The organism is Klebsiella terrigena (assembly GCF_012029655.1).
GTDB lineage: Bacteria > Pseudomonadota > Gammaproteobacteria > Enterobacterales > Enterobacteriaceae > Klebsiella > Klebsiella terrigena.
In genome coordinates, this window is sequence record NZ_CP050508.1 from 4,380,746 (window position 1) to 4,407,502 (window position 26,757).

At 56.7% G+C, this 26,757-nt stretch carries 24 protein-coding genes and 1 other RNA gene; 7 read left to right on the plus strand and 18 right to left on the minus strand.

All coding sequences use genetic code 11. The features are described 5' to 3' along the window. Positions 1–14: 14 nt before the first annotated feature. Positions 15–1,442 (plus strand): MocR-like transcription factor YczR, encoded by a 1,428-nt coding sequence (yczR, locus tag HCK03_RS20550; protein ID WP_143967632.1) that lies wholly within the window; start codon positions 15–17, stop codon positions 1,440–1,442. A 132-nt stretch (positions 1,443–1,574) separates the two neighbouring features. On the opposite strand, the gene HCK03_RS20555 is transcribed toward yczR, so the two are convergent. The 3 genes from HCK03_RS20555 to ffs form a co-directional block, all read right to left on the minus strand. Beyond that, complete coding sequence (locus HCK03_RS20555; RefSeq protein ID WP_041144338.1) at positions 1,575–1,790, minus strand: hypothetical protein; 216 nt, start codon at positions 1,788–1,790, stop codon at positions 1,575–1,577. After that, positions 1,787–2,044 carry a hypothetical protein gene (locus HCK03_RS20560; RefSeq protein WP_041144337.1) on the minus strand — a complete coding sequence of 86 codons (258 nt, stop codon included), beginning with the start codon at positions 2,042–2,044 and terminating at the stop codon, positions 1,787–1,789. Before HCK03_RS20560 ends, HCK03_RS20555 begins: the two co-directional genes overlap by 4 nt. Before the next feature lie 715 nt (positions 2,045–2,759). Then, positions 2,760–2,856, minus strand: an RNA gene (ffs, locus tag HCK03_RS20565) — signal recognition particle sRNA small type. 284 nt (positions 2,857–3,140) lie between these two features. Here ffs and HCK03_RS20570 point away from each other — a divergent pair. Together HCK03_RS20570 and HCK03_RS20575 are read left to right on the plus strand one after the other, a co-directional pair. Next, positions 3,141–3,548 carry a hypothetical protein gene (locus HCK03_RS20570; protein ID WP_045854230.1) on the plus strand — a complete coding sequence of 136 codons (408 nt, stop codon included), beginning with the start codon at positions 3,141–3,143 and terminating at the stop codon, positions 3,546–3,548. A 65-nt stretch (positions 3,549–3,613) separates the two neighbouring features. Beyond that, positions 3,614–3,925 carry an MGMT family protein gene (locus HCK03_RS20575; RefSeq protein WP_041144334.1) on the plus strand — a complete coding sequence of 104 codons (312 nt, stop codon included), beginning with the start codon at positions 3,614–3,616 and terminating at the stop codon, positions 3,923–3,925. A 32-nt stretch (positions 3,926–3,957) separates the two neighbouring features. Here the strand turns inward: HCK03_RS20575 and HCK03_RS20580 are convergent, their stop codons facing one another. Then, complete coding sequence (locus HCK03_RS20580) at positions 3,958–4,485, minus strand: YbaY family lipoprotein (protein ID WP_041144333.1); 528 nt, start codon at positions 4,483–4,485, stop codon at positions 3,958–3,960. Positions 4,486–4,703: 218 nt separating this feature from the next. Between HCK03_RS20580 and tesB the strand changes: the two genes are divergently transcribed. Further along, entirely contained in the window at positions 4,704–5,567 is an 864-nt protein-coding gene (tesB, locus tag HCK03_RS20585) for an acyl-CoA thioesterase II (protein WP_041144332.1), read from the plus strand. A 65-nt stretch (positions 5,568–5,632) separates the two neighbouring features. Here the strand turns inward: tesB and amtB are convergent, their stop codons facing one another. From amtB to HCK03_RS20610, 5 genes are all read right to left on the minus strand, one after another. Then, a complete protein-coding gene (gene amtB / locus HCK03_RS20590) occupies positions 5,633–6,922 on the minus strand; it encodes an ammonium transporter AmtB (protein ID WP_041144331.1) in 1,290 nt (429 codons plus the stop codon). Positions 6,923–6,955: 33 nt separating this feature from the next. After that, positions 6,956–7,294, minus strand: coding sequence for a P-II family nitrogen regulator (glnK, locus tag HCK03_RS20595; RefSeq protein ID WP_004858743.1), 339 nt, complete (start codon positions 7,292–7,294; stop codon positions 6,956–6,958). Positions 7,295–7,536: 242 nt separating this feature from the next. Continuing rightward, positions 7,537–9,315 carry a SmdB family multidrug efflux ABC transporter permease/ATP-binding protein gene (locus HCK03_RS20600; RefSeq protein ID WP_041144330.1) on the minus strand — a complete coding sequence of 593 codons (1,779 nt, stop codon included), beginning with the start codon at positions 9,313–9,315 and terminating at the stop codon, positions 7,537–7,539. Beyond that, positions 9,308–11,080, minus strand: a complete 1,773-nt coding sequence (locus HCK03_RS20605; protein ID WP_041144329.1) for a SmdA family multidrug ABC transporter permease/ATP-binding protein — start codon at positions 11,078–11,080, stop codon at positions 9,308–9,310. Before HCK03_RS20605 ends, HCK03_RS20600 begins: the two co-directional genes overlap by 8 nt. Positions 11,081–11,122: 42 nt before the next feature. Next, the gene (locus HCK03_RS20610; RefSeq protein ID WP_041144328.1) at positions 11,123–11,581 is read right to left on the minus strand and encodes an Lrp/AsnC family transcriptional regulator; all 459 of its coding nucleotides are present in this window, start codon (positions 11,579–11,581) and stop codon (positions 11,123–11,125) included. A 115-nt stretch (positions 11,582–11,696) separates the two neighbouring features. On the opposite strand from HCK03_RS20610, the gene HCK03_RS20615 reads away from it, so the two are divergent. Continuing rightward, positions 11,697–12,749, plus strand: a complete 1,053-nt coding sequence (locus tag HCK03_RS20615) for a PLP-dependent cysteine synthase family protein (RefSeq protein ID WP_041144327.1) — start codon at positions 11,697–11,699, stop codon at positions 12,747–12,749. A 59-nt stretch (positions 12,750–12,808) separates the two neighbouring features. On the opposite strand, the gene cof is transcribed toward HCK03_RS20615, so the two are convergent. Beyond that, a complete protein-coding gene (gene cof / locus HCK03_RS20620; RefSeq protein ID WP_041144326.1) occupies positions 12,809–13,627 on the minus strand; it encodes an HMP-PP phosphatase in 819 nt (272 codons plus the stop codon). Between the two features lie 468 nt (positions 13,628–14,095). Between cof and HCK03_RS20625 the strand changes: the two genes are divergently transcribed. Next, positions 14,096–15,796, plus strand: coding sequence for an SgrR family transcriptional regulator (locus tag HCK03_RS20625; protein WP_167692116.1), 1,701 nt, complete (start codon positions 14,096–14,098; stop codon positions 15,794–15,796). Between the two features lie 66 nt (positions 15,797–15,862). Continuing rightward, complete coding sequence (gene queC, locus HCK03_RS20630; RefSeq protein ID WP_041144324.1) at positions 15,863–16,558, plus strand: 7-cyano-7-deazaguanine synthase QueC; 696 nt, start codon at positions 15,863–15,865, stop codon at positions 16,556–16,558. A gap of 101 nt (positions 16,559–16,659) precedes the next feature. Here the strand turns inward: queC and HCK03_RS20635 are convergent, their stop codons facing one another. The 8 genes from HCK03_RS20635 to tig form a co-directional block, all read right to left on the minus strand. Continuing rightward, entirely contained in the window at positions 16,660–17,058 is a 399-nt protein-coding gene (locus HCK03_RS20635) for a YbgC/FadM family acyl-CoA thioesterase (RefSeq protein ID WP_041144323.1), read from the minus strand. A 110-nt stretch (positions 17,059–17,168) separates the two neighbouring features. Continuing rightward, positions 17,169–17,531, minus strand: a complete 363-nt coding sequence (locus HCK03_RS20640) for a helix-hairpin-helix domain-containing protein (RefSeq protein ID WP_134525329.1) — start codon at positions 17,529–17,531, stop codon at positions 17,169–17,171. A gap of 148 nt (positions 17,532–17,679) precedes the next feature. After that, positions 17,680–19,554: a peptidylprolyl isomerase gene (gene ppiD, locus HCK03_RS20645; RefSeq protein WP_123551000.1), complete on the minus strand. Its 1,875-nt coding sequence runs from the start codon at positions 19,552–19,554 to the stop codon at positions 17,680–17,682. 213 nt (positions 19,555–19,767) lie between these two features. Continuing rightward, positions 19,768–20,040 (minus strand): nucleoid-associated protein HU-beta, encoded by a 273-nt coding sequence (gene hupB, locus HCK03_RS20650; protein ID WP_002444653.1) that lies wholly within the window; start codon positions 20,038–20,040, stop codon positions 19,768–19,770. Positions 20,041–20,247: 207 nt separating this feature from the next. Further along, on the minus strand, positions 20,248–22,602 hold the full coding sequence (gene lon, locus HCK03_RS20655; RefSeq protein ID WP_041144320.1) for an endopeptidase La: 2,355 nt from the start codon (positions 22,600–22,602) through the stop codon (positions 20,248–20,250). Between the two features lie 184 nt (positions 22,603–22,786). Beyond that, positions 22,787–24,061 carry an ATP-dependent protease ATP-binding subunit ClpX gene (gene clpX / locus HCK03_RS20660; RefSeq protein ID WP_041144319.1) on the minus strand — a complete coding sequence of 425 codons (1,275 nt, stop codon included), beginning with the start codon at positions 24,059–24,061 and terminating at the stop codon, positions 22,787–22,789. 132 nt (positions 24,062–24,193) lie between these two features. After that, a complete protein-coding gene (gene clpP, locus HCK03_RS20665) occupies positions 24,194–24,817 on the minus strand; it encodes an ATP-dependent Clp endopeptidase proteolytic subunit ClpP (protein ID WP_003021624.1) in 624 nt (207 codons plus the stop codon). Between the two features lie 359 nt (positions 24,818–25,176). After that, positions 25,177–26,475, minus strand: a complete 1,299-nt coding sequence (gene tig, locus HCK03_RS20670; RefSeq protein ID WP_041144318.1) for a trigger factor — start codon at positions 26,473–26,475, stop codon at positions 25,177–25,179. Between the last annotated feature and the right edge of the window lie 282 nt (positions 26,476–26,757).

Below are 26,757 nucleotides of genomic sequence, written 5' to 3' on the forward strand. Positions count from 1 at the left end.
AAAAGTGGATCGCTATGGCTTCTCGTCGATTTGGTACGCAATCTTTAGTGCGCCTGCTGGGAAACTGGCAGGAGTCCGCCTCCCGCACCCCGCTCTGGCGCCAGCTGGCAGAAGCGCTGAGGCTACTGATCCTTGACGGCCGCCTGACGCTGGAAACGCGTCTGCCCGGCGAGCGCGAGCTGGCGACGGCGCTGAGCGTTAGCCGCACGACCATCGCCAGCGCGCTCGGCCAGCTGCGGGAAGAGGGGTATCTTTACAGCCGCCAGGGCAGCGGCTCGCGCATCGCCCTGCCCCAGCGCCAGGCTGGAACGGTAGAACAGGCCGCCAGCGCCACGTCGGTGAACCTGGCCACCGCCGCCCTCAGCGCCGGGCCGGAAATCCATCAGGCCTACCATCATGCGCTGGGCGTGATGCCCCAGCATCTGACCAGCACCGGCTACGATCAGCAGGGGCTGGCGACGCTGCGCGAGGCGATAGCCCGCCGCTACTGCGAGCGCGGTTTAGCGACCCAGGCTGATGAAGTGATGATTGTTAACGGTGCGCTTAGCGGCCTGGCGCTGGTGCTGCGCTTAATGACCGGACCCGGCGACCGCGTGGTGGTCGATGCACCAACCTATCCCATGGCGATCAGCGCGATTCAGGGAGCCTCCTGCCGGCCGGTTGGCGTGGCGCTGCCCGCCCAGGGCTGGGACTGTGACGGGCTGGCGGCAACCATTGCGCAAACCGCCCCGCGCCTGGCCTGGCTGATGCCGGACTTTCACAATCCCACCGGCCGCTGCATGGATAGCGCCACCCGCCAGCGGGTGGCTGATATTGCGGCCCATACGCGCACCACGCTGGTAGTCGATGAGACAATGGTTGATTTATGGTACAACGCCCCGCCGCCTCCGCCGCTGGCGGCCTTCAATCCCGATGCGCCGGTTATCACCATCGGCTCCGCCGGCAAAAGCTTCTGGGGCGGGCTGCGCATTGGCTGGATCCGCGCCTCGTCCCGAACCATCGCCTCGCTCGTCCAGGCCCGTGACTCCCTTGACCTCGGATCGCCACTGCTCGAACAGCTGGCCTGCTGCTGGCTGCTGGAAAATGAAAAACAGCTGCTGCCGCCGCGTCGGGCAATGCTGGCCGCCCGCCGGGATATGTGCGGTAAATTAATGGCTGAATATTTTCCCCACTGGCACTTTACGCCGCCGGAGGGCGGGCTCTCTTTTTGGGTTGAACTACCGGGGATGCTGGCGACGATACTTTCCGCGCGGGCAGAAAGCCGCGGTATTCATATCGGGACCGGGACGCGCTTTGGCCTCGCAGGGGCTTTCGATCGCTATCTGCGGCTGCCGTTTACGCTGGAAGATGAGGCGCTACGCAGCGCCTTCAGCACGCTACAGCCGCTGTGGCATAGTCTTGCACAGCAGAGTGAAAATACGCGGGCGCGGAAAATAATATAATAAAATATCGACGGGCTGGGTTCAGCCCGTCAAAAATCATCGTCCATGACGGATATGAGATGTTTTTATAAAATTGCAGTTTATCTTGTCATCGCAATATGTCAGCGGAATGACAAAATAAACCGCATTTCATTAATGCTGGCGCGGAATGGGAAAACTTTTTAACGAGATAATAAAACCATCGTCATCTTTTTTTATTTTTGCCCCGGTTTCGCACCAGTCGGAAGCAATGCGAAAGAACTCATCGCTGCCGATATTCCAGTTCAGGCGAACGTGCTTCACATACCCTGAACGTAACATGTCGCAGGCTTCGCTGTAGTTGCTGGCTGTAGAGAGTTGTTGTTTCATTTTCTCTTCTTCAGAATCTTTCTTAATGCTTTGATTTCTTTAGGGGTTAATGGAGTCGTTTCCTCTTCGGTATGCTGGCTGTCAATATCCTCTTCCGAAACCCCCGCCTCGTCCGCTGAATCCGCTATTTGAAAAGCGAGTAGCAGCAGTTTCTCCGTCGCAGTACCCAGGTTTTCGTTATTTACTTCCGCATAGTGACGCAGCTTCTCTTTTAATTCTGCATCAATTTTTACGTTCAAAACCACAGTGGTCATAGTCACGCTTCCCGTGCAATAAATTCATCATAATTAATACACGAAGTTAACATGTTGATCCAGACATATATTTACGGCTTGTAATCTGGCAACAAATTCCCACTGCTAATCTGCCAGTTATTTATGACGAACGCATGACGGATATATTTCATTATTATTTCAAAATTATGACAACTCATTTTCTGGGTAGCAGAAGAGTCGAGTTTGTGCAAAAAATAAATTCTTTGCCGTTGCCGGGCGGCGAGCCTCTTCGGGTATGCAGTAATGCTCTGTGGTGTGTTAAGGAACTATCGCAAAATCACTCTGATTCAGCGTTAGCCTCTATTGTTGGTTTCGCTGTCTGCGTACCTCTGATCCTGCTCACCTTCAAGAAAGTGAGATAACCGTCAAAGGCTGGAACCTACCAGCCTCTCCCCGATTTGAGACAATAGAGGCCATAAAGCCTGCTGGTAGTACAAATAACAACGAGATTTTTCCCCACACGGAGCAAGGCTTCACGCCTGGAACGTGTGCGAAGAGAAATACGAATTTTACGGCGTTTCCGAGGTGTCAGGCAGACCCTACGGTAGAACCAAATCCCGTGACGGGAAAGCATAAGATGCGACATTGATTAGCGTCCTAAGTGATAAACAAAAGTTGTATCACCGCCGTTTCAATGCACGAAACAAAGGGGTTACATGATGGACATCATGCGCTTAGCAGAATTGGGTGGGGGCCCTGCCAGCTACATCCCGGCACACACGTCGTCTGCTCTGGCTGCTTCCTTCCGGATCTGACCTGGTAAACAGAGTAGCGTTGCGGGAGAACCAACAGAGCCCCCATTGAGAGCGTTGTTAACCAACGCGCCGGCGCATTATCCCTACTGCGGCGCTGAATTGCAAGCTGGCGTCGATCGGATGCTGGTTTATTGCGCAAAGCCGCTAACAGGCTAGCGAAAACCCGCCGCCGGCCGGGCTGTTAAATTTCGCGACAATCCTTACCGGGCAATACAAGGGATTGCGAGCGCCGTCGCGGCAGAATGCTTCATGCTCATCCATACTTCATCGGATACCGAAGCCCTCTTTTTAAATCAACATCTTATCGTTATGGGGAATCAATGAGCGAATCACCGCGTTTGACGTCAACTCTGGCGATGCCGGCGATTGACGGTGTGACCGTATCCTTCAAGGGCTTGCACTACCTGCGCCCGGAGCTGGTGCTGGATTTTATCACCATCAGCAGCGGCACGATGCTGGCGGTGACGCCGGTTGCGCTGCTCTACTCCACCGTCGGCGTGCTGCAGAGCGTCGAGTTACGCAGGCTGCCTATCGCGGTCTGCGGGCGCGTGGTTTACCCCATCACCTCGCAGAAGCTCCCGGCCCTGCGCGCAAAGCTGATTATTAACGCTCAGTCGCGGCGGCTGAAGTTTCTCGAAAGCCTGATGGCTTTGACTCCGCATGACAACATACACGGGATGCAAACCCTCGGCCTGGCGCTGGAGTTTACCCTAGCGCATTCCGCTTAAGCCGCGGGCTGTACAGCCCGTTATCCAGCGCTTATCCTGAACCTTTCCCGGCAACAGGGCGCCTCATGGATCCTCAAGACACATTTCCTCAGCGGGTATGGCAGATTATCGCCTCGATACCGGAAGGCTATGTCGCCACCTACGGCGACGTCGCGCTGCTGGCAGGCTCGCCGCGCGCGGCCCGCCAGGTGGGTGGCGTGCTCAAGCGTCTGCCGGAAGGCTCCGCTCTGCCGTGGCATCGGGTGGTCAACCGGCACGGCGATATTTCACTGACAGGCCCGGACCTGCAGCGTCAGCGCCAGGCGCTGCTGGCTGAAGGGGTACAGGTCTCCGGTAGCGGGCATATCGACCTGCAGCACTATCGCTGGATTTATTAAAAAAATGCCCCTGAACAGGGGCATTTGAGGTCTTATTGCGCGACGGCCGGCGTGTTCGCCGCTGCGCCATCGCCGGCGACAGGTACCGCAGTTTGCTGTACCGGTACCAGCAGCAGATCGGCACGACTGCCGCCACCGTTGACCACCGTCTGGACCGTATCGGTGATAAACATCAGCTGACCATTGACCGTAATGGCCGAGCTCAGCAGGATACGCGCGTTAGGCTTTATATCCGCCTGGTTGTACGGCAGAACAAAGTTATACGGCGGCTGCTGGCCTTCGGTACGTACGGCTTTCTGCGCCAGCACGCGCGACGGCGCGTCGGCCAGTGAAGCATCAGACAAGGTCACGGTCAGTACCGCATCCGGCGGCAGGGCAACTTTCTGCCGAATAGAGATAGTCCCGGAAACGTTAGGCTGTTGCTGCGAGGACGTCAGTGACGCGATGCCGTAAGGATCGGCGGCAGCCGCGTTATTTTTCGCACTGTCGCTGTGATTATTGGCACAGGCGGTCAATGCGGTGGCAACGGCTAAAGCACTTAACATATAGGCAAATTTCATGTTGTTCTCCTTTTCATCCCTATATACACAGGAGCATGTCCACCGACTGAATGGCATGAACATTTGTATCGTGCATAAGTGTGGCACAGATCTCAGTTCTCTTCCTGCAAACGACCCCTTATTCAGATTATTACACCCATCGGACCACTTGCGATTCCAGGTTATACTTTGCCTCAATACGCGCCGCGAGAAGCGGTTATCACCGATTGAGGGTAAATATGAGTCAGGCACTAACTAATCTGCTGGCATTGTTAAATCTGGAAAAAATTGAAGAGGGGCTGTTCCGCGGGCAGAGCGAAGATCTGGGGCTGCGTCAGGTTTTTGGCGGCCAGGTCGTCGGCCAGGCGCTGTACGCGGCGAAAGAGACCGTGCCTGCCGAGCGCCTGATCCACTCATTTCACAGCTACTTCCTGCGCCCCGGCGATAGCCAGAAGCCGATTATTTATGATGTCGAAGTCCTGCGCGATGGCAACAGCTTCAGCGCGCGCCGGGTGGCCGCGATTCAAAACGGCAAGCCGATTTTCTATATGACCGCCTCTTTCCAGGCCCCGGAACCGGGCTACGAGCATCAAAAAACGATGCCAGCCGCCCCGGCGCCGGACTCTCTGCCTTCAGAGACCGATATTGCCCGTAAGCTGGCGCACCTGCTGCCGCCGCAGGTCAAAGATAAGTTCCTCTGCGATAAGCCGCTGGAGATCCGCCCGGTTGAGTTCCATAACCCGCTAAAAGGCCACGCCGCGGAGCCGACCCGCCAGGTATGGATGCGCGCCAACGGCGCCGTCCCGCAGGACATCCGCATCCATCAATACCTGCTGGGCTACGCCTCGGACTTTAACTTCCTGCCGGTCGCACTGCAGCCGCACGGCGTAGGCTTCCTTGAGCCCGGAATGCAGGTAGCCACGATCGATCACTCGATGTGGTTCCATCGCCCGTTCAACATTAATGAGTGGCTGCTGTACAGCGTTGAGAGCACCTCAGCCTCCAGCGCCAGAGGATTCGTGCGCGGCGAGTTCTATACCCAGGACGGCATCCTGGTGGCCTCAACGGTGCAGGAAGGCGTGATGCGCAACCGCAACGCATAGGGCGTAACGGCATAAAAAAAGCCTCCCGAGGGAGGCTTTGCTGCTACTGGAGATAACACAAGGATTCAGGCGTTGTAGGCGTTTTCGCCGTGGCTGTTGACGTCCAGACCTTCGCGTTCCTGCTCTTCCGGCACGCGCAGACCGACGGTCATATCAGCAACTTTATAGCCGATCCAGGCGACGACGCCGGACCAGACGATGGTGATACCGATACTTTCCAGCTGCACCAGCAGCTGATGCCCCATGGTGACGCCTTCTGCGTAACCCACACCGCCCAGAGAAGTCGCGGCAAAGATACCGGTCAGGATACAGCCGACAATCCCACAGACGCCGTGCACGCCGAACACGTCGCACGGGTCGTCAACGCGCAGCCAGCGCTTCAGGACAGTCACGCCCCACAGACCCGCCAGACCGGCAGCAAGACCGACAATCAGTGAACCACCCACGCCGATGTAACCACAGGCTGGCGTAATGCCGACCAGACCAGCAATCGCTCCGGAGCAGGCACCCAGCAGGGACGGCTTACCGCGAGTCACCCATTCGCCGAAGGTCCAGGCCAGAATCGCAGCGGCGGTTGCCACGACGGTGTTCACAAATGCCAGGGCCGCAATTTCGTTCGCCGCGCTCGCAGAACCGGCGTTGAAGCCAAACCAGCCAACGTACAGGATCGCGGTGCCGGTGAAGACCATCGGCAGGTTATGCGGTTTGAACGCCTCTTTGCCAAAGCCCACGCGTTTGCCCATCATGTAGGCACCCACCAGCCCGGCAACCGCGGCGTTGATATGTACGACGGTACCGCCGGCAAAATCCAGCGCGCCGTGCGTCGCCAGCAGACCGCCACCCCATACCATATGGGCAATCGGGACATAAGAGAGCGTCATCCACACCACCACGAAAATCAGCACCGCAGAGAAGCGAATACGCTCCGCCAGCGCGCCGACGATGAGGCCGACGGTAATACAGGCGAAGGAGCCCTGGAAAGCGACGTGAATGTACTGATAGAAGGAGCCCATCAGCGCTTTCAGCTCAATATTCTTCAATAATACCCAGTCAAAGTTGCCGAAGAAGCTGCCGCCGGTACCGAACGCCAGCGTGTAGCCGTAGACCACCCACAGAACGCACACCAGAGCAAAGGTGACAATCACCTGAGTCAGCATCGAAAGCACGTTTTTGCCGCGAATCAGGCCGCCGTAGAACAGCGCGATGCCCGGAATCGTCATAAACAGCACCAGCGCGGTGCAGATCATCATAAAGGCGTTGTCGGCTTTATCCGCCACCGCCGGTGCGGCCATGGCCAATCCTGGAAGAAGCGCCAGTGCACCCAGACCTGTTTTCATTGTTGTTGCTATTTTCATCTTCTCAATCCCCATCACTGTGTGGTCTGGACGTTACAGTGCCGCTTCGTCGGCTTCGCCGGTGCGGATGCGAATAACGCGCTGCAGCTCGGCGACAAAAATTTTGCCATCGCCAATTTTCCCGGTGTATGCCGCTTTACTGATGACGTCAACGACCTCATCCAGCTGATCGTCGGCGATCGCCACGTCAATTTTTACCTTCGGCAAAAAGTTAACGCTATATTCGGCGCCACGGTACAGCTCAGCATGGCCTTTCTGGCGGCCAAACCCTTTCACTTCAGTGACCGTCAGGCCCTGAATGCCGATGGAAGATAACGCTTCGCGAACGTCTTCCAGTTTAAACGGTTTGATTACCACGGTAACCAGCTTCATAAGTCCCCTCCGATCAGAATTCGTAATGGCAGCAGCTAACACACAGGGAATAAAGCAAAGGCTATGCCAGAAATGAAAAAGGACCGCTAAGCGGCCCTTTTGATGGAGAAAAGCGAGAAACGACCCGGGAACGCGGGGGAAAGCGCCCGGGAGCGGCTAAAAATGCACCATTTTAGTGCGTAAGAGGTTGCATTTTTGCACCACGCTATATCGCCGCAGAATCACTGCCTGCTTATAGTGCATCAGGCAATCAGGGACTCTTCCTGCGAGCTGGCCGCCAGCTCCTCGCCGGCCAGCTGCAGCTGGTACATCTGCCAGTAGCGCCCTTTTTCCGCCAGCAGCTGCTGATGGTTTCCGCGCTCAACCGCCTGGCCGCGATGGAGCACCAGGATCGTATCCGCTTCGACTATCGTCGACAGGCGGTGGGCAATCACAATCAGCGTCGTGTTCTGACGAACCTTTGCCAGCGCCTGCTGGATCGCCTGCTCGGTGCCGGAATCGATATTGGCCGTCGCCTCGTCGAGGATCAGTATCTGCGGCGTATCGACCAGCACCCTGGCCAGCGCCAGCAGCTGCTTCTGGCCCACCGAGAGATTGTTGCCCTGCTCGCCCAGCTGGGTATAAAGCCCGCCCTCCAGGCCGCGCGCCAGCTCGGCCAACTGCACGGCTTCCAGCGCGTCCCAGACCTGCGCCTCGCTGATATCGCGGCCGAGAGTGACGTTGGCGTAGAAGGTATCGGCCAGCACGACCGGATCCTGCTGCACCATGGCGACGCCCTGGCGTAATGCGCTGTGGCTTAAAGAAGAGAGCGGACGGCCGTCAATACGGATCTCGCCTTTGCTCAGCGGGTAGTAGCCCATCATCAGGCTGGCAAGCGTACTTTTGCCGCTGCCGGTGTGGCCCACCAGCGCCACAAAGCTGCGGGACGGAATCTCCAGATTGATATCCTGCAGCACCAGCCGATCGCCGCGGTAGGCAAACGAGAGATCCTCGATCGATACCGCCCCGCTGCGCAGCGGGGCATCGTCCTGACCCCACGCCTGACGCGGTCGATCCATCAGCTCGAAGACCCGCTCGCCGGCCACCACCGCCTGCTGCAGCATCGACTGCTGCGTAGTCAGCTCAATCAGCGGCTCGTTCAGCCGGCCGAGATAGCTGATAAAGGCGTACAGCACCCCGACCTCAATGGTTCCCGAGGCGCTGAAGCCAAAGAGCATCAGCAGCCCGCACAGCACCAGCGTCGAGAAGAGGCTGAGCAGCGGACGCAGCAGGAAGCCGTCGAGACGCAGCGTTTGCATGCGCGCCAGATAGTGGGCATAGCTGGCCTCGCGCATCCGCTCGCCGAACCGCGCCTGCTGGCGGAACTGCTGGATAACGCCCATGCCGTTAATCACTTCATTAAAGCCGTCGTTGATATCCGCCAGCCAGGCGCGCACCCGCCGGACAATAGGCGTGCTGTAGCGCTGATAGATCATCATGACGATCAGCACCGCCGGGAAAATCGCCAGCGCCACCAGCGCCATGCGCCAGTCGAGGCTGAACATCGCCACCAGCATGGCGCCAATCAGCGCCGCGCTGCGCAGCACCGTCGCTACCACGGTGACGTAAAGATCGCGGATCACCTCGGTGTCGTTAGTGACGCGGGAGATAAGCTGCCCGACCGGCTGCGTATCGAATTCGCTCAGCGGCTGGCGCAGCGCGGCATCCATCACGTCGCTACGCAGCTGCTGAACGACGCCGACGGCGGCGCGGTTAAACAGCAGCGACTGGTTGTAGTGCAGCGTCGCCGCGAGGATCTGCAGGCCAAGATAGGCCACCGCGAGCCCGCTAACCAGCTTCAGCGGCAGCGAATTCTTCGCCACCATATTGTCGATGAAGTAGCTGATCAGCAGCGGGCCGCTGACTTCGGCGGCGGCTGCAATCCACATCATTCCGACCGCAATCAGCAGCGGCCTGCGCCACGGCGAGCCGTAGGCCAGCAGGCGTTTTAAGGTCGGCCAGAGTTCGGTAAAACTACGCATCGGCAGCCTCCTCAAGGTCATGAGGGGCATCATCCAGCGCCGCCTCCAGCTGCTGATAGCGGTACATATCGCGATACCAGCCCGGCTGCGCTGCCAGCACGTCATGGCGGCCGCGCTGGGCAATATGGCCATGCTGCATCACCAGGATTTCGCTGGCTTCCGTCAACGCCGATAGCCGATGGGCGCTGATGATCACCGTCCGCCCTTCTCCCCACTGCCGCAGGTTATAGAGTATCTGGTGCTCCGTGCGGCCATCTACCGCCGACAGGGCATCGTCAAGAATCAGGATCTCCGCCTCCAGCAGCAGCGCTCGGGCAATGGAGATGCGCTGTTTCTGTCCACCGGACAGCATCACGCCGCGTTCGCCCACCTCGGTCTCGTAGCCCTGAGGCAGGCGCAGAATATCCTCGTGAACGCTGGCAAGGCGCGCCACCCGCTCAATTTGCTCGGCCGTCGCGTCGGGTCTGCCGAGCGCGATGTTGTTTGCCACGGTGTCGGAAAACAGGAACGGCGTCTGATTGACCACCGCCAGCCTGCCGCGCCAGCTGTCGAGCTGTAGCCGGGTTAAGGGAATATCATGAAAACGAATATCTCCCTGGGTGACGTCGAAGTGGCGCTGTATCAGCGCCAGAATCGTGCTTTTCCCCGAGCCGGTTGGCCCGCAGATGCCGAGCATTTGCCCCGGCTGCAGCACAAAATTGACCTTCTCCAGCGACGCTTTGTTGGCCTGAGGATAGATAAACTCGCGCACGGCGACGCTAAGCGTTCCGCGCCCTTCCGGCGCCGATTCGCTACCGTCTTTGACCGCCGGCGCCTCTTCCAGCATCGTGCGAATTCGGCTGTAGGCCGCGCTGCCGCGCTCGACGATATTAAACATCCACGCCAGCGCCAGCATCGGCCAAATCATCAGCCCCAGATACATCACAAAGCTGGTGAGCTGGCCTAACGTCATGCTGCCCTGCAGCACCATCCAGCTCCCGCCGCCGATTGCCAGCAGGTTGGCGGTACCGATAGCGATGTAAATCGTCGGGTCAAAGCGCGCATCGATACGCGCCACGCGCATGTTTTTCTTACCGGTATCCTGCGCATCGGCCGCGAACTGCGCCGACTGCCGATCTTCCAGGCCAAAGGCTTTAATCATGCGGATACTGGTCAGGCTTTCCTGGGTTCGGTCGTTGAGGCTTGAGAACGCCGCCTGCGCCACGCGAAAACGTTCGTGCAGCGCATCGCCGTTGCGCTTGATCACCAGCGCCATCACCGGCATCGGCAGCAGCGCCAGCAGCGTCAGCTGCCAGCTGATTTGCGTCGACATGACGATCAGCACCGCGCAGCCCATCACCAGCGAATCCACCAGCGTCAGCACGCCCTCACCCGCCGCGAAGACCACCCGGTCAACGTCGTTGGTGGCGCGGGCGATCAGGTCACCGGTGCGGTGGCGCAGGTAGAAGGCCGGATGCTGGCGGCTCAGCTGGCGATAGAAATCTTCCCGCAGCTCGACGGCCAGCTGATAAGAGGCGCCAAACAGCAGCACGCGCCAGACGTAGCGCAGCAGGTAAACCATTATCGCGATAAGTACCAGCACGCCAATCCACATCCACACCTTTTCTGCGGTGTAATGTTCTTTGGTGACGCCATCAACCACAATTCCCACCACCTTAGGCGGGATCAGCTGTAGGACGGCGATAATGGCCAGCAGAGCAATAGCGCCGAGATAACGGCGCCACTCCCGGCGGAAGTACCAGCTAAGTTGAGCAAATAATCGCAAGCAGTTAAATCCTGAGTGTATAAATCGTCGCGGCAAACGCCGTTAATCAATCGGTAAGGCCGTAGTGTATTTTATCTGTTCCATGGCAAAACTCGAAGTCACATCGGAGAGTCCCGGAACGCTGTTCACCAGCCGTTTATAAAAATCGTCGTAGCGCTTCATATCCGCGACCTGGACCCGCAGCAGGTAATCATACTCCCCCGCCATGCGCCAGAAGCCGAGAACTTCCGCCATTTGCGTCACCTCGCTTACGAAGCGGCAGTACCAGTCGCTGCTGTGATGCTGGGTCTTGATCAGCACGAAGGCCGTCAGGCTAAGACCGAGCTTTTCGGCATCCAACAGCGCAACCCGCTCGCGCAGGATACCCTCATCTTCCAGCCGCTTCAGCCGTTTCCAGCAGGGCGTGGTGGTCAGATTAACGGCATCAGCCAACGCCTGCAAAGAGAGGGTGCAGTCCGTCTGCAGTAAAGAAAGCAGCTTGCGGTCAATTTTATCTAACATAGGTCACCAATAGAGAAAATTTTACTCCTTTTATTGTAATTCAAAGGCTAAATAGCAACAATTTTTCCTTCGACTTCCTTTAAGCTGGGCACAAAATGACAAACAGGAAATGAAGATGAACAGCGCCTGGGTAAAACACGCCATTAGCGAAATCAACGCCGACTATCAGCGCTCCGCCGACACGCACCTTATTCGCCTTGCGCTGCCCGGGTTCCCAGGGATCCAGATCTACCTGAAGGATGAAAGCACCCATCCCACCGGCAGCCTGAAGCATCGCCTGGCGCGCTCGCTCTTCCTTTATGGTCTGTGCAACGGCTGGATTAAAGAAGGGACGACGATTATCGAGTCGTCTTCCGGCTCCACCGCGGTGTCTGAGGCTTATTTCGCGCGCCTGCTGGGCCTGCCGTTTATTGCCGTGATGCCTTCCTGCACGGCGAAGCGCAAAATCGAGCAGATCGAGTTTTACGGCGGCCGCTGCCATTTCGTAGCCAGCGCCTGTGAAATCTACGCCGCCTCCGAAACCCTGGCTCGCGAACTGAACGGCCACTATATGGATCAGTTTACCTTTGCCGAGCGGGCGACCGACTGGCGAGGAAACAATAATATTGCCGACAGCATCTTCCGTCAGATGACCCATGAGCCGCATCCGCAGCCGTCGTATATCGTGATGAGCGCGGGAACCGGCGGGACCTCGGCAACCATCGGCCGCTATATCCGCAGCCAGGGCTATGATACTCAGCTGATGGTGGTTGACCCACAAAACTCGGTGTTTCTCGACTACTGGCAGAGCCGCGACGCCAGCCTGCGCAGTCCGGTCGGCAGCAAAATAGAAGGTATCGGCCGCCCGCGCGTCGAGCCGTCATTTATTCCGGATGTGGTTGATGAAATGCTGCGCGTGCCGGATGCCGCCAGCGTCGCAACCGCCCTGTGGCTGGAGACGCTGCTGGGCCGTAAGGTCGGAGCCTCGACCGGTACCAATATGTGGGGCGTGCTGGAGCTTGCCGTACGCATGCGTGCCGAAGGGCGGACCGGCTCGATTGTGACCCTGCTCTGCGACAGCGGCGAGCGCTACCTCGAAAGCTATTACGATCCCCAGTGGGTGGCGGCCAATATCGGCGACATCGCGCCGTGGCAGGCGCAAATTGCGGTAAAGACGGCGGCACAATAAAAAAAGCCAGGCTTAATGCATCATCGCGATGCCCGGCCTGGCTTGCTGGAATGGTCTAATTATTCGGGGGAATAAGGAAGATCGGGTGTATCCAGCCAATGCGTTAAAAAGTGGGAAACGGCCTGGTTGCGGCAGTCTCCGATAACCGGTAAATGCGGCAGCTCTGCCTTGAGCTGCGCCATGGCGTTGCCCATAATCACCCCGCGGCCGACGCTGCCCAGCATCTCGCGGTCGTTCATCGCGTCACCAAACGCCATACAATCCTGCAGCGTCAGGCCAAGATGCCGGCTAAGTACCGCCAGAGCCGCGCCTTTATTACAGCCATTCGGCAGCACTTCCAGACAATCAACGGCCGAGAAGCACATATGCGCGCGCTCGCCCAGGGCTTCAGTAAGCTGAACTTTCAGCCGCTGGAGATCCTGATGATCGCCGCAGAAGCACACTTTGGTGACCTCGTGCGCCGGAATGCGTTTTAAATCACAGATGTGGTAGCGGAAGCCGCTAAAGATATGCGCCTGCAGCAGCTCGGGGATTGCTTGCCCGGTAAACCAACCGCCGTCGTTGAATACGTGCATGCTGGCCGCCGTATCCCAGGCGCCGTGCAGTACGAGTTCAGCGACGCCCGGATCGAGATCGCACTGATGCAGCACCTCCCCCTCGAGGGAGTGGATGCGCGTACCGTTGCCGGTAATAAGGAATGCATCGAGCGCAAACTCGCCGATCACGTGGCGCATTTCCAGGGCATGGCGGCCGGTGGCAAAGGTCAGGGTAATATCGCGCTCACGCAGGCGTTTCAGGGCCGAAAGCGTGCGTTCTCCCAGACGATGGTCCGGCATTAACAGCGTACCGTCCATATCAAATGCAGCGAGTCTGGCCATGTTTTGCTCCCGGAGGTGAGGTGGGTTTTGCTTGTGTTCCAGTATTGCCTGAGATATACGGAAGTAATAGTGAATAGATATTTTTTATTGTTCCGGGTTTATAAGTGGCGCTTGCGCTGGCCTCAAATGGACGCAATGCAGCCACAACAAGCAGCAAAGATTGCCTTGCCAGGTAAAGTGGGTATACACAAAATCATTCGACCTGCATAAGGCGGCAAGTGCGCGAATCCCCGGGAGCTTACATCAGTAAGTGACTGGGGTGAGCAAGCGCCGCCAACGCAAGAAACACAAGCAACTCAAGCAACTCAAGCAACACAAAGACAGCCTTGTCGGCGGGGTGAATATACACAAAATCATTCGACCTGCATCAAGGCGGCAAGTGCGCGAATCCCCGGGAGCTTACGCAAGTAAGTGACTGGGGTGAGCAAGCGCGGCCAACGCAGAGGCAGGTTGAAGGATGAAGTGTATATGAGATTATTGAACAGGCTGAACCAGTACCAGCGCCTCTGGCTGCCTTCTTCCGGCGCTCCGCAGCAGGTTACCGTGGGTGAGCTGGCTGAGCGCTGTTTTTGCAGCGAACGTCATATCCGCACGCTGTTACGCCAGGCGCAGGAGGCCGGCTGGCTGAGCTGGCAGGCCCGTTCCGGCCGCGGCAAGCGCGGCACTCTTCTTTTTCACACTTCGCCTGAGATGCTGCGTAATGAGATGATGGAGCTGGCGCTCAATAGCGGGCAGCAGAAAAACGCGCTCGAGCTGGCCCAGCTGGCGCCGGTCGATCTTAAAGCGCTGCTGTCGCCGTTCCTCGGCGGTCAGTGGCAGAACAATACGCCGACCCTGCGTATCCCCTACTATCGCCCGCTCGAACCGCTGCGGCCCGGCTTTTTACCCGGCCGGGCGGAGCAGCACCTCGCCGGGCAGATCTTTTCCGGGCTGCTGCGTTTTGATGCGCAAAGCACCTGTCCGATGGGGGATCTGGCCCACCACTGGCAGGTCTCGGCGGACGGCTTGCGCTGGCATTTTTACATCCGCTCGACGCTGTTCTGGCACAACGGCGACCCGATAGAGACGCCTCAGCTACGCCAGCGTCTGCTGATGCTGCTCACGATCCCGGCGCTGCGTACGCTCTTCGCCAGCATCAGCCGGATTGATGTTACCCACGCCCAGCGTCTGACCATTACGCTGCATCGTCCGGACTACTGGCTGCCGTTTCGCCTCGCCAGCTATTGCAGCGTCCTCGCGCATCCGGACGATCCGACGATCGGCAGCGGCCCGTTTCGCCTCAAGCTGTTGAGCCCCGAGCTGGTGCGGCTGGAGAATCATCCCCGCTATCATCTGAATCATCCGCTCATCCAGGCCGTCGAATACTGGATAACCCCGCAGCTTTTCGAGCAGGATTTAGGTACCAGCTGCCGTCATCCGGTGCAGATAACGATTGGCGATGCCGACGAGCTGGCCCATCTTCGTCAGGTCAGCAATAGCATTAGCCTGGGCTTTTGCTACCTGACGCTGCGCCAAAGCCCTCGTCTAAGCAAAGCTCAGGCCCAGCGGCTGGTCGCGCTTATTCACCGCTCTTCGCTGCTGGAAACGCTGCCGCTCGACGAAGATCTGATTACTCCCAGCAACGAAGTGCTGCCCGGGTGGTCAATTCCGCAGGAGCCAGAAGATCGGCAGGTGCCGCTGCCCGAGCGGCTTACCCTGCTCTACCATCTGCCGGTTGAGCTGCATACCATGGCCGAACAGCTACGGCAGCGGCTAAGCGAGCTCGGCTGTCGCCTGACGCTTATTTTTCACGATGCCAAAAACTGGGACGGCTGCCAGGCACTGGCGCAGGCGGATTTGATTATGGGCGATCGCCTGATCGGCGAGGCGCCGGAATATACCCTTGAGCAGTGGTTACGCTGCGACGCCATGTGGCCAAATTTGCTGACCGGGGCGCAGTATGCTCATCTGCAGGCCACGCTTGATGCGGTCCAAACGCAGCCGGATGAGCGCAGCCGCAACGATGCTTTGCGCAACGTATTCAACAGGTTGATGGACGACGCCATCATGACACCGCTGTTCAATTATAATTATCGCATTAGCGCCCCGCCGGGGGTTAACGGCCTGCGCCTTAACGCGCGCGGCTGGTTTGATTTCGCCAGCGCCTGGCTGCCGGCCTCATCGCCGTGATGAAGCTGGTCGCCGCGCCCATCAAGCGCTACCATACGGCTTTCATTTTAATAGCCAGGAATGACCATGAAACGCGCCGTAGTTGTCTTCAGCGGAGGACAAGATTCAACGACCTGTCTGGTGCAGGCTCTGAAACAGTATGATGAAGTGCACTGCGTCACTTTTGACTATGGACAGCGCCACCGCGCAGAGATCGACGTCGCTCGCGAGCTGGCGCTAAAGCTGGGCGCCGTGGCCCATAAGGTGCTCGACGTCACCCTGCTTAACGAACTTGCGGTGAGCAGCCTGACCCGCGATAGCATTCCGGTTCCGGACTACGAACCGGACGCCAGCGGTATTCCGAATACCTTCGTTCCCGGGCGTAATATCCTCTTTTTAACCCTGACGGCGATCTACGCTTATCAGGTTAAAGCAGAGGCGATCATCACCGGCGTTTGCGAAACCGACTTCTCCGGCTATCCCGACTGCCGGGACGAGTTCGTGAAGGCCCTTAACCATGCCGTTAATCTGGGCATGGCAAAAGATATCCGCTTTGAAACGCCGCTGATGTGGCTCAACAAGGCTGAGACCTGGGCGCTGGCCGACTACTGGGGCCAGCTGGAGCTGATTCGTAGCGAAACCCTGACCTGCTATAACGGCATTAAGGGTGACGGCTGCGGGCAGTGCGCCTCCTGTAACCTGCGCGCCAACGGCCTGAATCAGTACCAGGCCGATAAGGTCGGCATCATGGCCCTGATGAAGCAAAAAACGGGCTTACGCTAAGCATCGCCGGGCGCTTCCCGCGCCCGCGCTTCGCTAAGCGGGGTTAGCGCGCCATAGTATCGCTGGAGCACAGCGGGAGACATGGGCGCTTGCCCTTTCCGCTACAGCTCCATCTGCTCGAGCTTCTCGCGCAGCTCACCGTCCAGCGGCAGCGCCTTCTGAGTTTTCAAATCGATACAAACAAAGGTAATCATCGCGTCGGCGACCACTTCCCCTTCGGGATTCAGGGTTACCGTCTGGCTTAAGGTGCCGCTTTTGCCGTTCAGCTGCTGCAGGTGGCTGGTGACGGTTAACACGTCGCCAAGGACCGCCGGACGGCGATAGTTAATATTGATGTTCACCACCACGAACGCGATATTGCGGGCGGTCATCCAGTGGAACGCCGCGCTGTTTTCCAGGCCATCCCAGCGCGCCTCCTCGAGGAACTCGAGATAGCGGGCATTATTAACGTGCTGATAAACGTCCAGGTGATAGCCGCGAACTTTAATTTGTGTCTGCATAGCGCAAGTGCCTTTGTCTTATTATCGTTAATGAGGTAAGAGGTCACACCACTCGTGTAACCTCTTTAGTCTGGCAAAGATTTACGCTGCTGCAAACCCCCGGCGCAAAATTACAGGGTGAGGTGCGCCAGGTTGCGCTCTACCAGCGCATGACCCATTCCGGGAACCTGCTTGAGATCGTCGATGGTCTTAAACGGCCCAAACTCTTCGCGATAGCTCACAATCCCCTGCGCTTTCTTCAGGCCTACGCCATTCAGCGCCTCCATCAGGTCCTGCGCGCTGGCGCTATTGATGCTGACCTTCGCCGTCCCCGACTCCCCCACTTTGGCTGAGTCGGGCGTTTTAGCCCGCATGCTCTCCTTACCTGTCGACACCGACGACTTGCCCTCGGCAGGTGCCCCCAGCGCCATCGGGCTTCCCGCAGCGCAAAGTAATGCCGCGGCAACTACGATCGCTTTCACTCTTGGTTTCATGCTGTGTTCTCCTTTTTTGTAGACAGCAGAGCCACAATAGCGGGCAGAGAAAAGGAGGACAAAAGGCGAATGCCAGAAATGGAAAAGGCCGCGAAAGCGGCCTTTAGGGATTGCATGACGTTACTTGATTTTGCGAGTATGCGCGAAATTACTGCTGCTGGTCGATGATATCGCCGAGCTTAATTTTCGCTGATTTACGCAGGCTGCTCATCAGCGCTTCGAAAGCAATCTGAGCATTGTTTTGCGTAATACCCTGCACCATGGCCTGTTTCTGCTCAGCCGGCATGTCACCTGCTTTAACAGCATCCAGAGCCAGCAGGACCACGTTACCGTTGGCATCGCTGCCCACGCCGTAGCTTGCTTTACCCTGCTGCGGCAGCGGCAGAGCGAATGCGGCCTGGCTCAGCGGATCCTGTCCGGTACGTGCCAGCGTCTGCGCCGCGCCAAAGCTTAAGCCTGCGGCCTTCATCGCGTCATCGCCTTTGCCGTCTTTCAGGGCAGCCAGCAGTTTGTCCGCATCAAGCTTCGCCTGCTGCTCGGCTTTAGTGTGCTTAATGATATCCGTCACCTGCGCTTTGACTTCCGCCAGCGGTTTAACGGCCTGCGCTTTATGCTCGCTAATGCGGACAACAAAGGCGCGATCGCCATCAACGGTGATGATATCGGAGTTGCTGCCCGGTGCGCCGTTTTCGCCCACCAGACCACCGTTAAAGATAGCGTCGGAGACCGGCTTAAAGTTCAGCTCCTCCGGCAGGTTGTCGTGTCCGAACCAGCCGGTTTCAACAACCTTAACGTCTGCGACCTGTGCTGCGCTGGCCAGAGATTCGTTATCGTTGCTGGCGGCATCGCTCACCTTCTGCTGCAGCGCGTAGTACGCATCGAGGGCTTTTTCCTGCTTCACCTTCGCGGCGATATCCGCGCGAACGTCAGCCAGCGGTTTCACCTGCGCAGGCTGAACGTCAACCAGGCGTACGACCAGGAAACCGACGGAAGATTTGATCACGCCGGAGAGCTGACCTTTTTCTTTCAGCCCGGCCTCTTTCAGCTCGGGAACCGTTGCCGCATCTTCCAGCCAGCCCATGTCGCCGCCGTTGCGGGCAGAGATAATGTCGGTAGATTTTTCTTTCGCCAGCGTCGCGAAATCGGCGCCTTTTTTCAGTTCGTCGAGCACGGCCTGGGCGTCTGCTTCGGTCCTGGTCTGAATCACGCTGTAGCGGTTACGCTGCGGCTGAGTGAACTGATCCTGATGCTGGTCATACCAGGACTGAATTTCCGCGTCAGAAGCGTTCTCCTGCATGCTCGCTGCATCCATTTTGATGTAGCTCACGCGGAACTGCTCCGGCGCCATGAAGCGCGCCTGGTTCTGCTGATAGTAAGCCTCAACTTCCGCGTCGGTTACCGTCTGCTTCGCCGCCAGCGCGTTGACGTCAATCGTTGCTTCACGCACCACGCGCTGCTGAGAAACCAGCGCCGCCAACTGGTCGGATTCGCCCGGCAGCATAAAGTCGGTGCCGGCAACGGCGTTAATCAGCTGCTGAGTCGTCAGCTGGTTGCGCAACGCCTGAGCGTACTGGTCGGTGGTCATGCCCATCTGATTAACGATGCCGCCAAAACGTTCGTTATCAAATTTACCGTTAGTCTGGAAGGCCTGGGTCTGGAAGATGGCCTGTTTCACCTGAGCATCGCTGACGCTAAGGCCGAGTTCACGCGCGTACTGGTCAAGCAGCGATTCGTCGATCAGGCGGTTCAGCACCTGCTGGCGCATGGTTTTCATGTAGTTTTCGTTGGCTGCCAGTTCAGAGAACTGGTCGCCGAGCTGCTGCTGCATGCGATTACGTTCGCTGGCAACGGCATTTTCAAACTGTGAGCGACCAATTTCCTGGTCATTAACTTTCGCGGCATAATTGCTGCTGCCGCCAATCAGGTAACCACTCACCCCGGTCAAAATGAACGAGACAATGATGATACCGAAAATAATCTTGAGCACGACGCTGTTGGCGGCCGTGCGTAGGTTGTCCATCATGGTGTAACAACGCTCCGCTGTAGATGACTTTAGCTCGCGCAGCATAGCACGTGATGGCCGCCGCGCGTGAGGACCTATTTTGACAACAAAATGGGGTGATTGTCAGCCCACAAGTGTCCGCAAACACACATAAAGTCGCTTTCTGGACAAATAAAAAAGGCACATCTCTCGATGCGCCCTTGTACTTCGTCAAATTCCCTGACGGGAAGCCGATCAGTTGACCGCGTCTTTCAGCGCTTTACCAGCACGGAAACCCGGAACTTTAGCAGCGGCAATAGTAATTTCTTTACCTGTTTGCGGGTTGCGACCGGTACGGGCAGCACGCTCTTTAACAGCAAAAGTACCAAAACCTACCAGCGCAACGTCATCCCCAGCCTGCAGAGATTCAGTAACAGAAGCAATTAAAGCATCTAACGCACGTCCGGCTGCAGCTTTAGAAATGTCCGCACCCGCAGCAATTTTGTCAATCAGTTGAGATTTATTCACTGTTCTCTTCCTCTCTTTATAATTTATATCGCACCAGAATCCTTCGTGGTGCGACCGCGCAGCAGTTATATCAGGACTGTCATGCCCTTACAACAGAGTTGTAGATGACCCCCTGCCAGCGATCTAAGTTAGCTACACAAAAAAAGGCTGGCAAGCACGAATTTACTTACCAGCCCTACTTTTCTTAGCGCAATTTGCGCGAAATCACTATTTCGCCGTGACGACCTGCATGCCGAAGGGTTCATTCTGCAGCGCAAGTGCCAGAACTTCTTCGATTCGTTTCACCGGATGGATATCTAAATCGGCGATAACGTTATCTGGAATTTCTTCAAGGTCACGTTTGTTTTCGTCAGGAATCAGAACAGTCTTAATGCCGCCGCGGTGCGCCGCCAGCAGTTTTTCCTTCAGACCACCGATTGGCAGCACCTGGCCACGCAGGGTAATTTCCCCGGTCATCGCGACATCGGCGCGTACCGGATTGCCCGTCAGACAGGATACCAGCGCGGTACACATCGCAATACCGGCGCTTGGGCCATCTTTCGGCGTTGCCCCTTCCGGTACGTGGACGTGGATATCACGTTTTTCGTAGAAATCTGAGTTAATACCCAGCTTATCCGCACGAGAACGCACCACGGTCAGCGCAGCCTGAATGGACTCCTGCATCACTTCACCGAGCGAACCGGTGTAGGTGAGCTTGCCTTTACCCGGAACGCAGGCGGTTTCGATGGTCAGCAGATCGCCGCCCACTTCCGTCCACGCCAGGCCGGTCACCTGACCTACGCGGTTTTCGCTATCCGCACGACCGTAGTCAAAGCGCTGAACGCCAAGGAAGTCGTGCAGGTTATCGCCGTTGATGGTGATGTGCTTGAGCGATTTATCCAGCAGCAGCTGTTTAACCGCTTTACGGCACAGTTTGGAGATTTCACGCTCCAGGCCACGCACGCCCGCTTCACGGGTGTAATAGCGAATGATGCCGACGATCGCGCTGTCTTCAACGGTCAACTCGCCTTTTTTCAGCGCGTTACGCTCAATTTGCTTCGACAGCAGATGCTGTTTAGCGATGTTCAGCTTTTCATCTTCGGTATAGCCGGAGAGACGAATCACTTCCATACGGTCCAGCAGCGGCGCTGGAATATTCATGGAGTTAGAGGTCGCCACGAACATCACGTCGCTCAGATCGTAGTCCACTTCCAGATAGTGGTCGTTAAAGGCCACGTTCTGTTCAGGATCCAGCACTTCCAGCAGAGCTGACGCCGGATCGCCGCGCATGTCGGAGGACATTTTGTCGATCTCATCGAGCAGGAACAGCGGGTTTTTAACCCCCACTTTCGCCATTTTCTGGATCAGTTTACCCGGCATTGAGCCGATGTAGGTCCGGCGGTGACCGCGGATTTCCGCTTCATCACGCACGCCGCCCAGCGCCATACGCACGTATTTACGTCCGGTAGCTTTGGCGATGGATTGACCCAGAGAGGTTTTACCCACCCCCGGCGGCCCAACCAGGCACAGGATCGGCCCTTTGAGCTTGTTCACGCGGCTCTGCACTGCGAGGTACTCAAGGATGCGATCCTTCACGCGTTCCAGACCGTAGTGGTCGGTATCGAGGATCTCCTGAGCCTGGCGCAGATCTTTTTTGACCTTGCTGCGGGCGCTCCACGGCACCTGCACCATCCAGTCGATGTAGCCGCGCACGACGGTGGCTTCCGCCGACATCGGCGACATCATCTTCAGCTTTTGCAGTTCCGCTTCGGTTTTTTCTTTCGCCTCTTTCGGCATTTTCGCCGCGTCGATTTTACGCTTCAACGCTTCGTTTTCGTCCGGGGCGTCGTCCATCTCGCCGAGCTCTTTCTGGATGGCCTTCATCTGCTCATTCAGATAGTACTCACGCTGGGACTTTTCCATCTGCTTTTTAACGCGGTTGCGAATGCGCTTCTCAACCTGCAGCAGATCGATTTCTGACTCCATCATCGCCATCAGATACTCCAGACGTTCGTTAACGTCTGACATCTCCAGCACGGACTGTTTGTCCGCCAGCTTCAGCGGCATGTGCGCCGCGATGGTATCCGCCAGACGCGCGGGATCGTCGATGCTATTCAGCGACGTCAGCACTTCTGGTGGGATTTTTTTGTTCAGCTTGATGTAGCCTTCAAACTGACCGATAGCCGTGCGAACCAGTACTTCCTGCTCGCGCTCTTCAATAGCAGGCGATTCGAGGTACTCCGCTTTCGCTGAAAAATGCTCGCCGTCGTCGGATAACGCGGAAATACGCGCCCGCTGCAGGCCTTCAACCAGCACTTTTACCGTGCCATCAGGCAGCTTCAGCATCTGTAAAATTGACGCCACGGTCCCGACGGTGAAAAGATCATTTACACCCGGCTCATCCGTTGAAGCTTCTTTCTGCGCAACCAGCATGATTTTTTTATCATGGTCCATAGCCGCTTCAAGACAACGGATAGATTTTTCCCGCCCTACAAACAGGGGTATGACCATGTGCGGATAAACCACCACATCGCGCAATGGCAATACGGGGATTTCAATGCGTTCAGAACGCTCAGGATTCATAGAGCTCTCTCTTAGTTTAAAGTCCGCCAGGTAGCCGGCGGCACGACTCTTGATCGCGTCGCCGTTAATATGTAATCCAGTATATGGGGATGTAATCCACACATTCAACGGCAGGAATGCAGGAAAAACAAAAGGGGAGATAAAATCCCCCCTTTTTGGTTAACTGCTTGAGCGAGTTGGCTAATTATTCACCAGACGCCTGCTGCGCTTCCGGTTTCCCGTAAATCAGCAGCGGCTTGCTTTGTCCGTCGATAACCGAGGCGTCGATAACCACTTTTTCGACGTCTTCCATCGAAGGAAGATCGTACATGGTATCGAGCAGCGCCGCTTCTACGATAGAACGCAGGCCGCGGGCGCCGGTTTTACGCGCCATCGCTTTTTTGGCGATAGCATCCAGCGCTTCATCACGGAACTCCAGCTCAGCACCTTCCAGATTGAACAGCGCCTGATACTGCTTGGTCAGGGCGTTTTTCGGCTCTTTCAGGATTTGAATCAGCGCGTCTTCGCTCAGCTCGTTGAGGGTCGCCACCACCGGCAGACGGCCGATAAACTCGGGGATCAGACCAAACTTGATCAGATCTTCCGGCTCAACCTGAGAGAGCAGCTCGCCTTCGCTGGCCTTGTCGGATTTCGCTTTTACCGTCGCGCCGAAACCAATTCCGGAACCGGTCTCTACACGATGAGAAATCACTTTATCCAGGCCGGCAAACGCACCGCCGCATATAAACAGAATCTTGGAGGTATCAACCTGCAAGAACTCCTGCTGCGGATGCTTGCGCCCGCCCTGAGGCGGAACGGCGGCGATGGTGCCTTCGATAAGCTTCAGCAGCGCCTGCTGCACGCCTTCACCAGAAACATCGCGGGTAATCGACGGGTTATCCGATTTACGGGAAATTTTGTCGATTTCATCGATATAAACGATGCCGCGCTGCGCTTTCTGCACGTCGTAGTCGCATTTTTGCAGCAGTTTCTGAATGATGTTCTCGACGTCCTCACCCACATAACCGGCTTCGGTCAGGGTGGTGGCGTCAGCCATGGTGAACGGTACATCCAGCAGGCGAGCCAGCGTTTCCGCCAGCAGAGTCTTACCGGAGCCCGTCGGCCCAATCAGCAGAATGTTGCTTTTACCCAGCTCTACGCCGTTGCTGGTGTCGCCATTGCGCAGGCGCTTGTAGTGGTTGTATACCGCAACTGCCAGCACTTTTTTCGCCGGTTCCTGGCCGATAACGTAATCGTCAAGATGGTGGCGAATCTCGTGCGGAGTCGGCAGTGCACTGCGCTCGCGATGCGGCGCCACTTCTTTAATCTCTTCGCGAATGATGTCGTTACATAAATCAACGCATTCGTCGCAGATATACACGGATGGCCCGGCGATCAGCTTACGCACTTCATGCTGGCTTTTGCCGCAAAAAGAGCAATACAACAATTTGCCCGATCCATCTTTGCGTTTATCTGTCATGAGTCCAAACCTCTTATTAAGTTCTTTGTGCCGCACACGACGACGCAAATGCCATTCTCAGGCGCAAGCCGCTGGTAAGCGTTGTGCCGCCCTACTTCAGACAAGTATAGCGGCACCCTTGCGCCAGGGGCATCAATTACGATGGGTCAAAATGGAATCGACCAGGCCGTATTCCACCGCTTCTGATGCAGACAGGAAGCGGTCACGCTCGGTGTCGCGCTCAATCTGCTCAAGGGATTGACCCGTATGGTGTGCCATCAGTTCATTCATGCGCCCCTTCACTTTCAGGATTTCACGGGCGTGAATTTCGATATCCGTTGCCTGACCCTGATAGCCGCCCAGCGGCTGGTGGATCATCACGCGGGAATTCGGCAGGCAGAAACGCTTGCCTTTCGCCCCTGCGGTCAGCAGGAACGCGCCCATAGACGCCGCCTGGCCCATACAAATGGTGCTCACGTCAGGCTTGATGAACTGCATGGTGTCATAAATCGACATCCCGGCGGTAATCACCCCGCCCGGAGAGTTAATGTACAGGTAAATGTCTTTTTCCGGGTTTTCTGCTTCCAGAAAAAGCATCTGCGCCACGATCAGGTTCGCCATGTGGTCTTCCACCTGGCCGGTCAGAAAAATGACGCGCTCCTTGAGCAGACGGGAATAGATATCAAAAGAACGTTCACCGCGCGAGGTCTGTTCGATGACCATCGGCACCAGGGCCATATGGGGTGCAAAGTTATCTCGTTCGCCACTGTATGACATTTCCGTCTCCTGGATTAATTTTGAATAAACCTGCTGCACTGATTGTAACCTTATGGACGGATTATCAGCCAGAGTCTTCTGCCCGTCATCATTCGAATTACCGCTGCTTAAGCTGAATTCCTGCGTCCTCAATGATGGCGGCCAGACACGCTTCGTCATTATGCATGATTTCACGCGTGCAGTTACGTTCCCCGGTAATGGGGGCGTTGTCGCCATAATTCAAGCATAACAATCTTTTGTCGTAACGCTATCACTGAAATCGGCTTTTCGCACTCGTCCTAACGCCATCATTGTTCTAAAAAAAAACCCGCAGCCTCTCGGCAACGGGTTTTGCTCGAACCTTAAACCGCCGGGCGAAATTACGCCTGCTGGTTCATCAGCTCGCTGAAGGAGGTCGCTTTCTCGGAAACTTTAGCTTTCGCCAGTACCGCTTCAACAGCCTGCTCTTCCAGAGCTACGTTACGCATGTTGTCCATCAGTTCGTTGTTTTTGCTGTAGAACTCAACAACTTCAGTCGGATCTTCGTAAGCAGAAGCCATCTCTTCGATCAGGCCTTTCACGCGGTCTTCGTCAGCTTTCAGCTCGTTGGTACGAATCACTTCGCCCAGCAGCAGGCCAACAACAACGCGGCGTTTAGCCTGCTCTTCGAACAGCTCACGCGGCAGTTCCAGAGCCTGGTTTTCGTTACCACCAAAGCGCTGAGCAGCCTGACGACGCAGAACGTCGATTTCGCTGTCGATCAGTGCCGCAGGAACGTCGATTTCGTTAGCCTTCACCAGACCTTCGATAGCCTGAGTCTTCACGCGGTTACGCACGGCGCCTTTCAGCTCGCGATCCATGTTTTTACGCACTTCAGCGCGCAGACCTTCTACGGAACCATCTTCAACGCCGAAACGTTTGATGAATTCTGCAGTCAGTTCCGGCAGCTCACGCTCTTCAACTTTCTTCAGGTTAATAACGAACTTAGCCGCTTTACCTTTCAGAGTTTCTGCGTGGTACTCTTCCGGGAAGGTCACTTCGATAGTGAACTCTTCGCCAGCTTTGTGGCCTTTGATACCGTCTTCAAAGCCCGGGATCATACGACCCTGGCCCATCGCCAGTACGAAGTCAGACGCTTTGCCGCCTTCGAACTCTTCGCCGTCAACAGAACCGCTGAAGTCGATGGTTACGCGGTCTTCTGCATCAACAGCGCCGTCTTTGTCTTTCCAGTTCGCCTGCTGCTTACGCAGGGTGTCCAGCATGGTGTCGACGTCAGCTTCGGTCACTTCAACAACCGGTTTTTCAACTTCGATCGCGTCCAGACCCTGCAGCTCAACTTCCGGATAAACTTCGAATTCTACCGCGTAGGTGAAGTCTTCACCCAGCTTGTATTCGCCCGGAACATAGTTCGGTGCGCCAGCCGGATTGATTTTCTCTTTGATGATGGCGTCAACGAAGTGACGGCTCATCAGGTCACCCAGCACGTCCTGGCGAACGGATGCGCCATAACGCTGAGCGACAACATTCATCGGCACTTTACCCTTGCGGAAGCCGTCAATGCGAACTTTTTTCGCTACGTTGACCAGCTCGCTTTTGACAGCATTCTCGATGCTGTCAGCAGCGATAGTAATCGTTACACGGCGCCCAAGGCCCTGAGTGGTTTCAACTGAAACTTGCATCTTGTTACCTCAAAAAAATCACAGTGCTCGGTCAACTCTGGAAGCGCGTGTAGGTTGCTTCGCAGAACCGGGATGCCCTCTTCACTTCAGAAACACATTCCCTGTCGTCAGAATCATCCCGAAGACATTCATATAAGACGCGGCATTATAGCGGCATCACTTTTGTGAGTCGAGAACGGTTGTCGCCCACTGCTGCGGCATTTTTCACATTTCTCGTGCAAATTTACCTGTAAAAGTGTCCATAGCGCACATTTTCCAGGCAAAATAAAACGGCCCGTAGGC

Excerpts from the sequence above, each read along its gene's own strand:
- HCK03_RS20600 (WP_041144330.1), bottom strand. The coding sequence starts at position 9,315 with ATGCGTAGTTTTACCGAACTCTGGCCGACCTTAAAACGCCTGCTGGCC.
- tesB (WP_041144332.1), top strand. The coding sequence starts at position 4,704 with ATGAGTCAGGCACTAACTAATCTGCTGGCATTGTTAAATCTGGAAAAA.
- lon (WP_041144320.1), bottom strand. The coding sequence starts at position 22,602 with ATGAATCCTGAGCGTTCTGAACGCATTGAAATCCCCGTATTGCCATTG.
- glnK (WP_004858743.1), bottom strand. The coding sequence starts at position 7,294 with ATGAAGCTGGTTACCGTGGTAATCAAACCGTTTAAACTGGAAGACGTT.
- HCK03_RS20615 (WP_041144327.1), top strand. The coding sequence starts at position 11,697 with ATGAACAGCGCCTGGGTAAAACACGCCATTAGCGAAATCAACGCCGAC.
- cof (WP_041144326.1), bottom strand. The coding sequence starts at position 13,627 with ATGGCCAGACTCGCTGCATTTGATATGGACGGTACGCTGTTAATGCCG.
- HCK03_RS20610 (WP_041144328.1), bottom strand. The coding sequence starts at position 11,581 with ATGTTAGATAAAATTGACCGCAAGCTGCTTTCTTTACTGCAGACGGAC.
- HCK03_RS20625 (WP_167692116.1), top strand. The coding sequence starts at position 14,096 with ATGAGATTATTGAACAGGCTGAACCAGTACCAGCGCCTCTGGCTGCCT.
- HCK03_RS20555 (WP_041144338.1), bottom strand. The coding sequence starts at position 1,790 with ATGAAACAACAACTCTCTACAGCCAGCAACTACAGCGAAGCCTGCGAC.
- yczR (WP_143967632.1), top strand. The coding sequence starts at position 15 with ATGGCTTCTCGTCGATTTGGTACGCAATCTTTAGTGCGCCTGCTGGGA.
- HCK03_RS20580 (WP_041144333.1), bottom strand. The coding sequence starts at position 4,485 with ATGAAATTTGCCTATATGTTAAGTGCTTTAGCCGTTGCCACCGCATTG.
- HCK03_RS20635 (WP_041144323.1), bottom strand. The coding sequence starts at position 17,058 with ATGCAGACACAAATTAAAGTTCGCGGCTATCACCTGGACGTTTATCAG.
- ppiD (WP_123551000.1), bottom strand. The coding sequence starts at position 19,554 with ATGATGGACAACCTACGCACGGCCGCCAACAGCGTCGTGCTCAAGATT.
- clpX (WP_041144319.1), bottom strand. The coding sequence starts at position 24,061 with ATGACAGATAAACGCAAAGATGGATCGGGCAAATTGTTGTATTGCTCT.
- HCK03_RS20560 (WP_041144337.1), bottom strand. The coding sequence starts at position 2,044 with ATGACCACTGTGGTTTTGAACGTAAAAATTGATGCAGAATTAAAAGAG.
- queC (WP_041144324.1), top strand. The coding sequence starts at position 15,863 with ATGAAACGCGCCGTAGTTGTCTTCAGCGGAGGACAAGATTCAACGACC.
- HCK03_RS20575 (WP_041144334.1), top strand. The coding sequence starts at position 3,614 with ATGGATCCTCAAGACACATTTCCTCAGCGGGTATGGCAGATTATCGCC.
- clpP (WP_003021624.1), bottom strand. The coding sequence starts at position 24,817 with ATGTCATACAGTGGCGAACGAGATAACTTTGCACCCCATATGGCCCTG.
- HCK03_RS20570 (WP_045854230.1), top strand. The coding sequence starts at position 3,141 with ATGAGCGAATCACCGCGTTTGACGTCAACTCTGGCGATGCCGGCGATT.
- tig (WP_041144318.1), bottom strand. The coding sequence starts at position 26,475 with ATGCAAGTTTCAGTTGAAACCACTCAGGGCCTTGGGCGCCGTGTAACG.
- HCK03_RS20640 (WP_134525329.1), bottom strand. The coding sequence starts at position 17,531 with ATGAAACCAAGAGTGAAAGCGATCGTAGTTGCCGCGGCATTACTTTGC.
- amtB (WP_041144331.1), bottom strand. The coding sequence starts at position 6,922 with ATGAAAATAGCAACAACAATGAAAACAGGTCTGGGTGCACTGGCGCTT.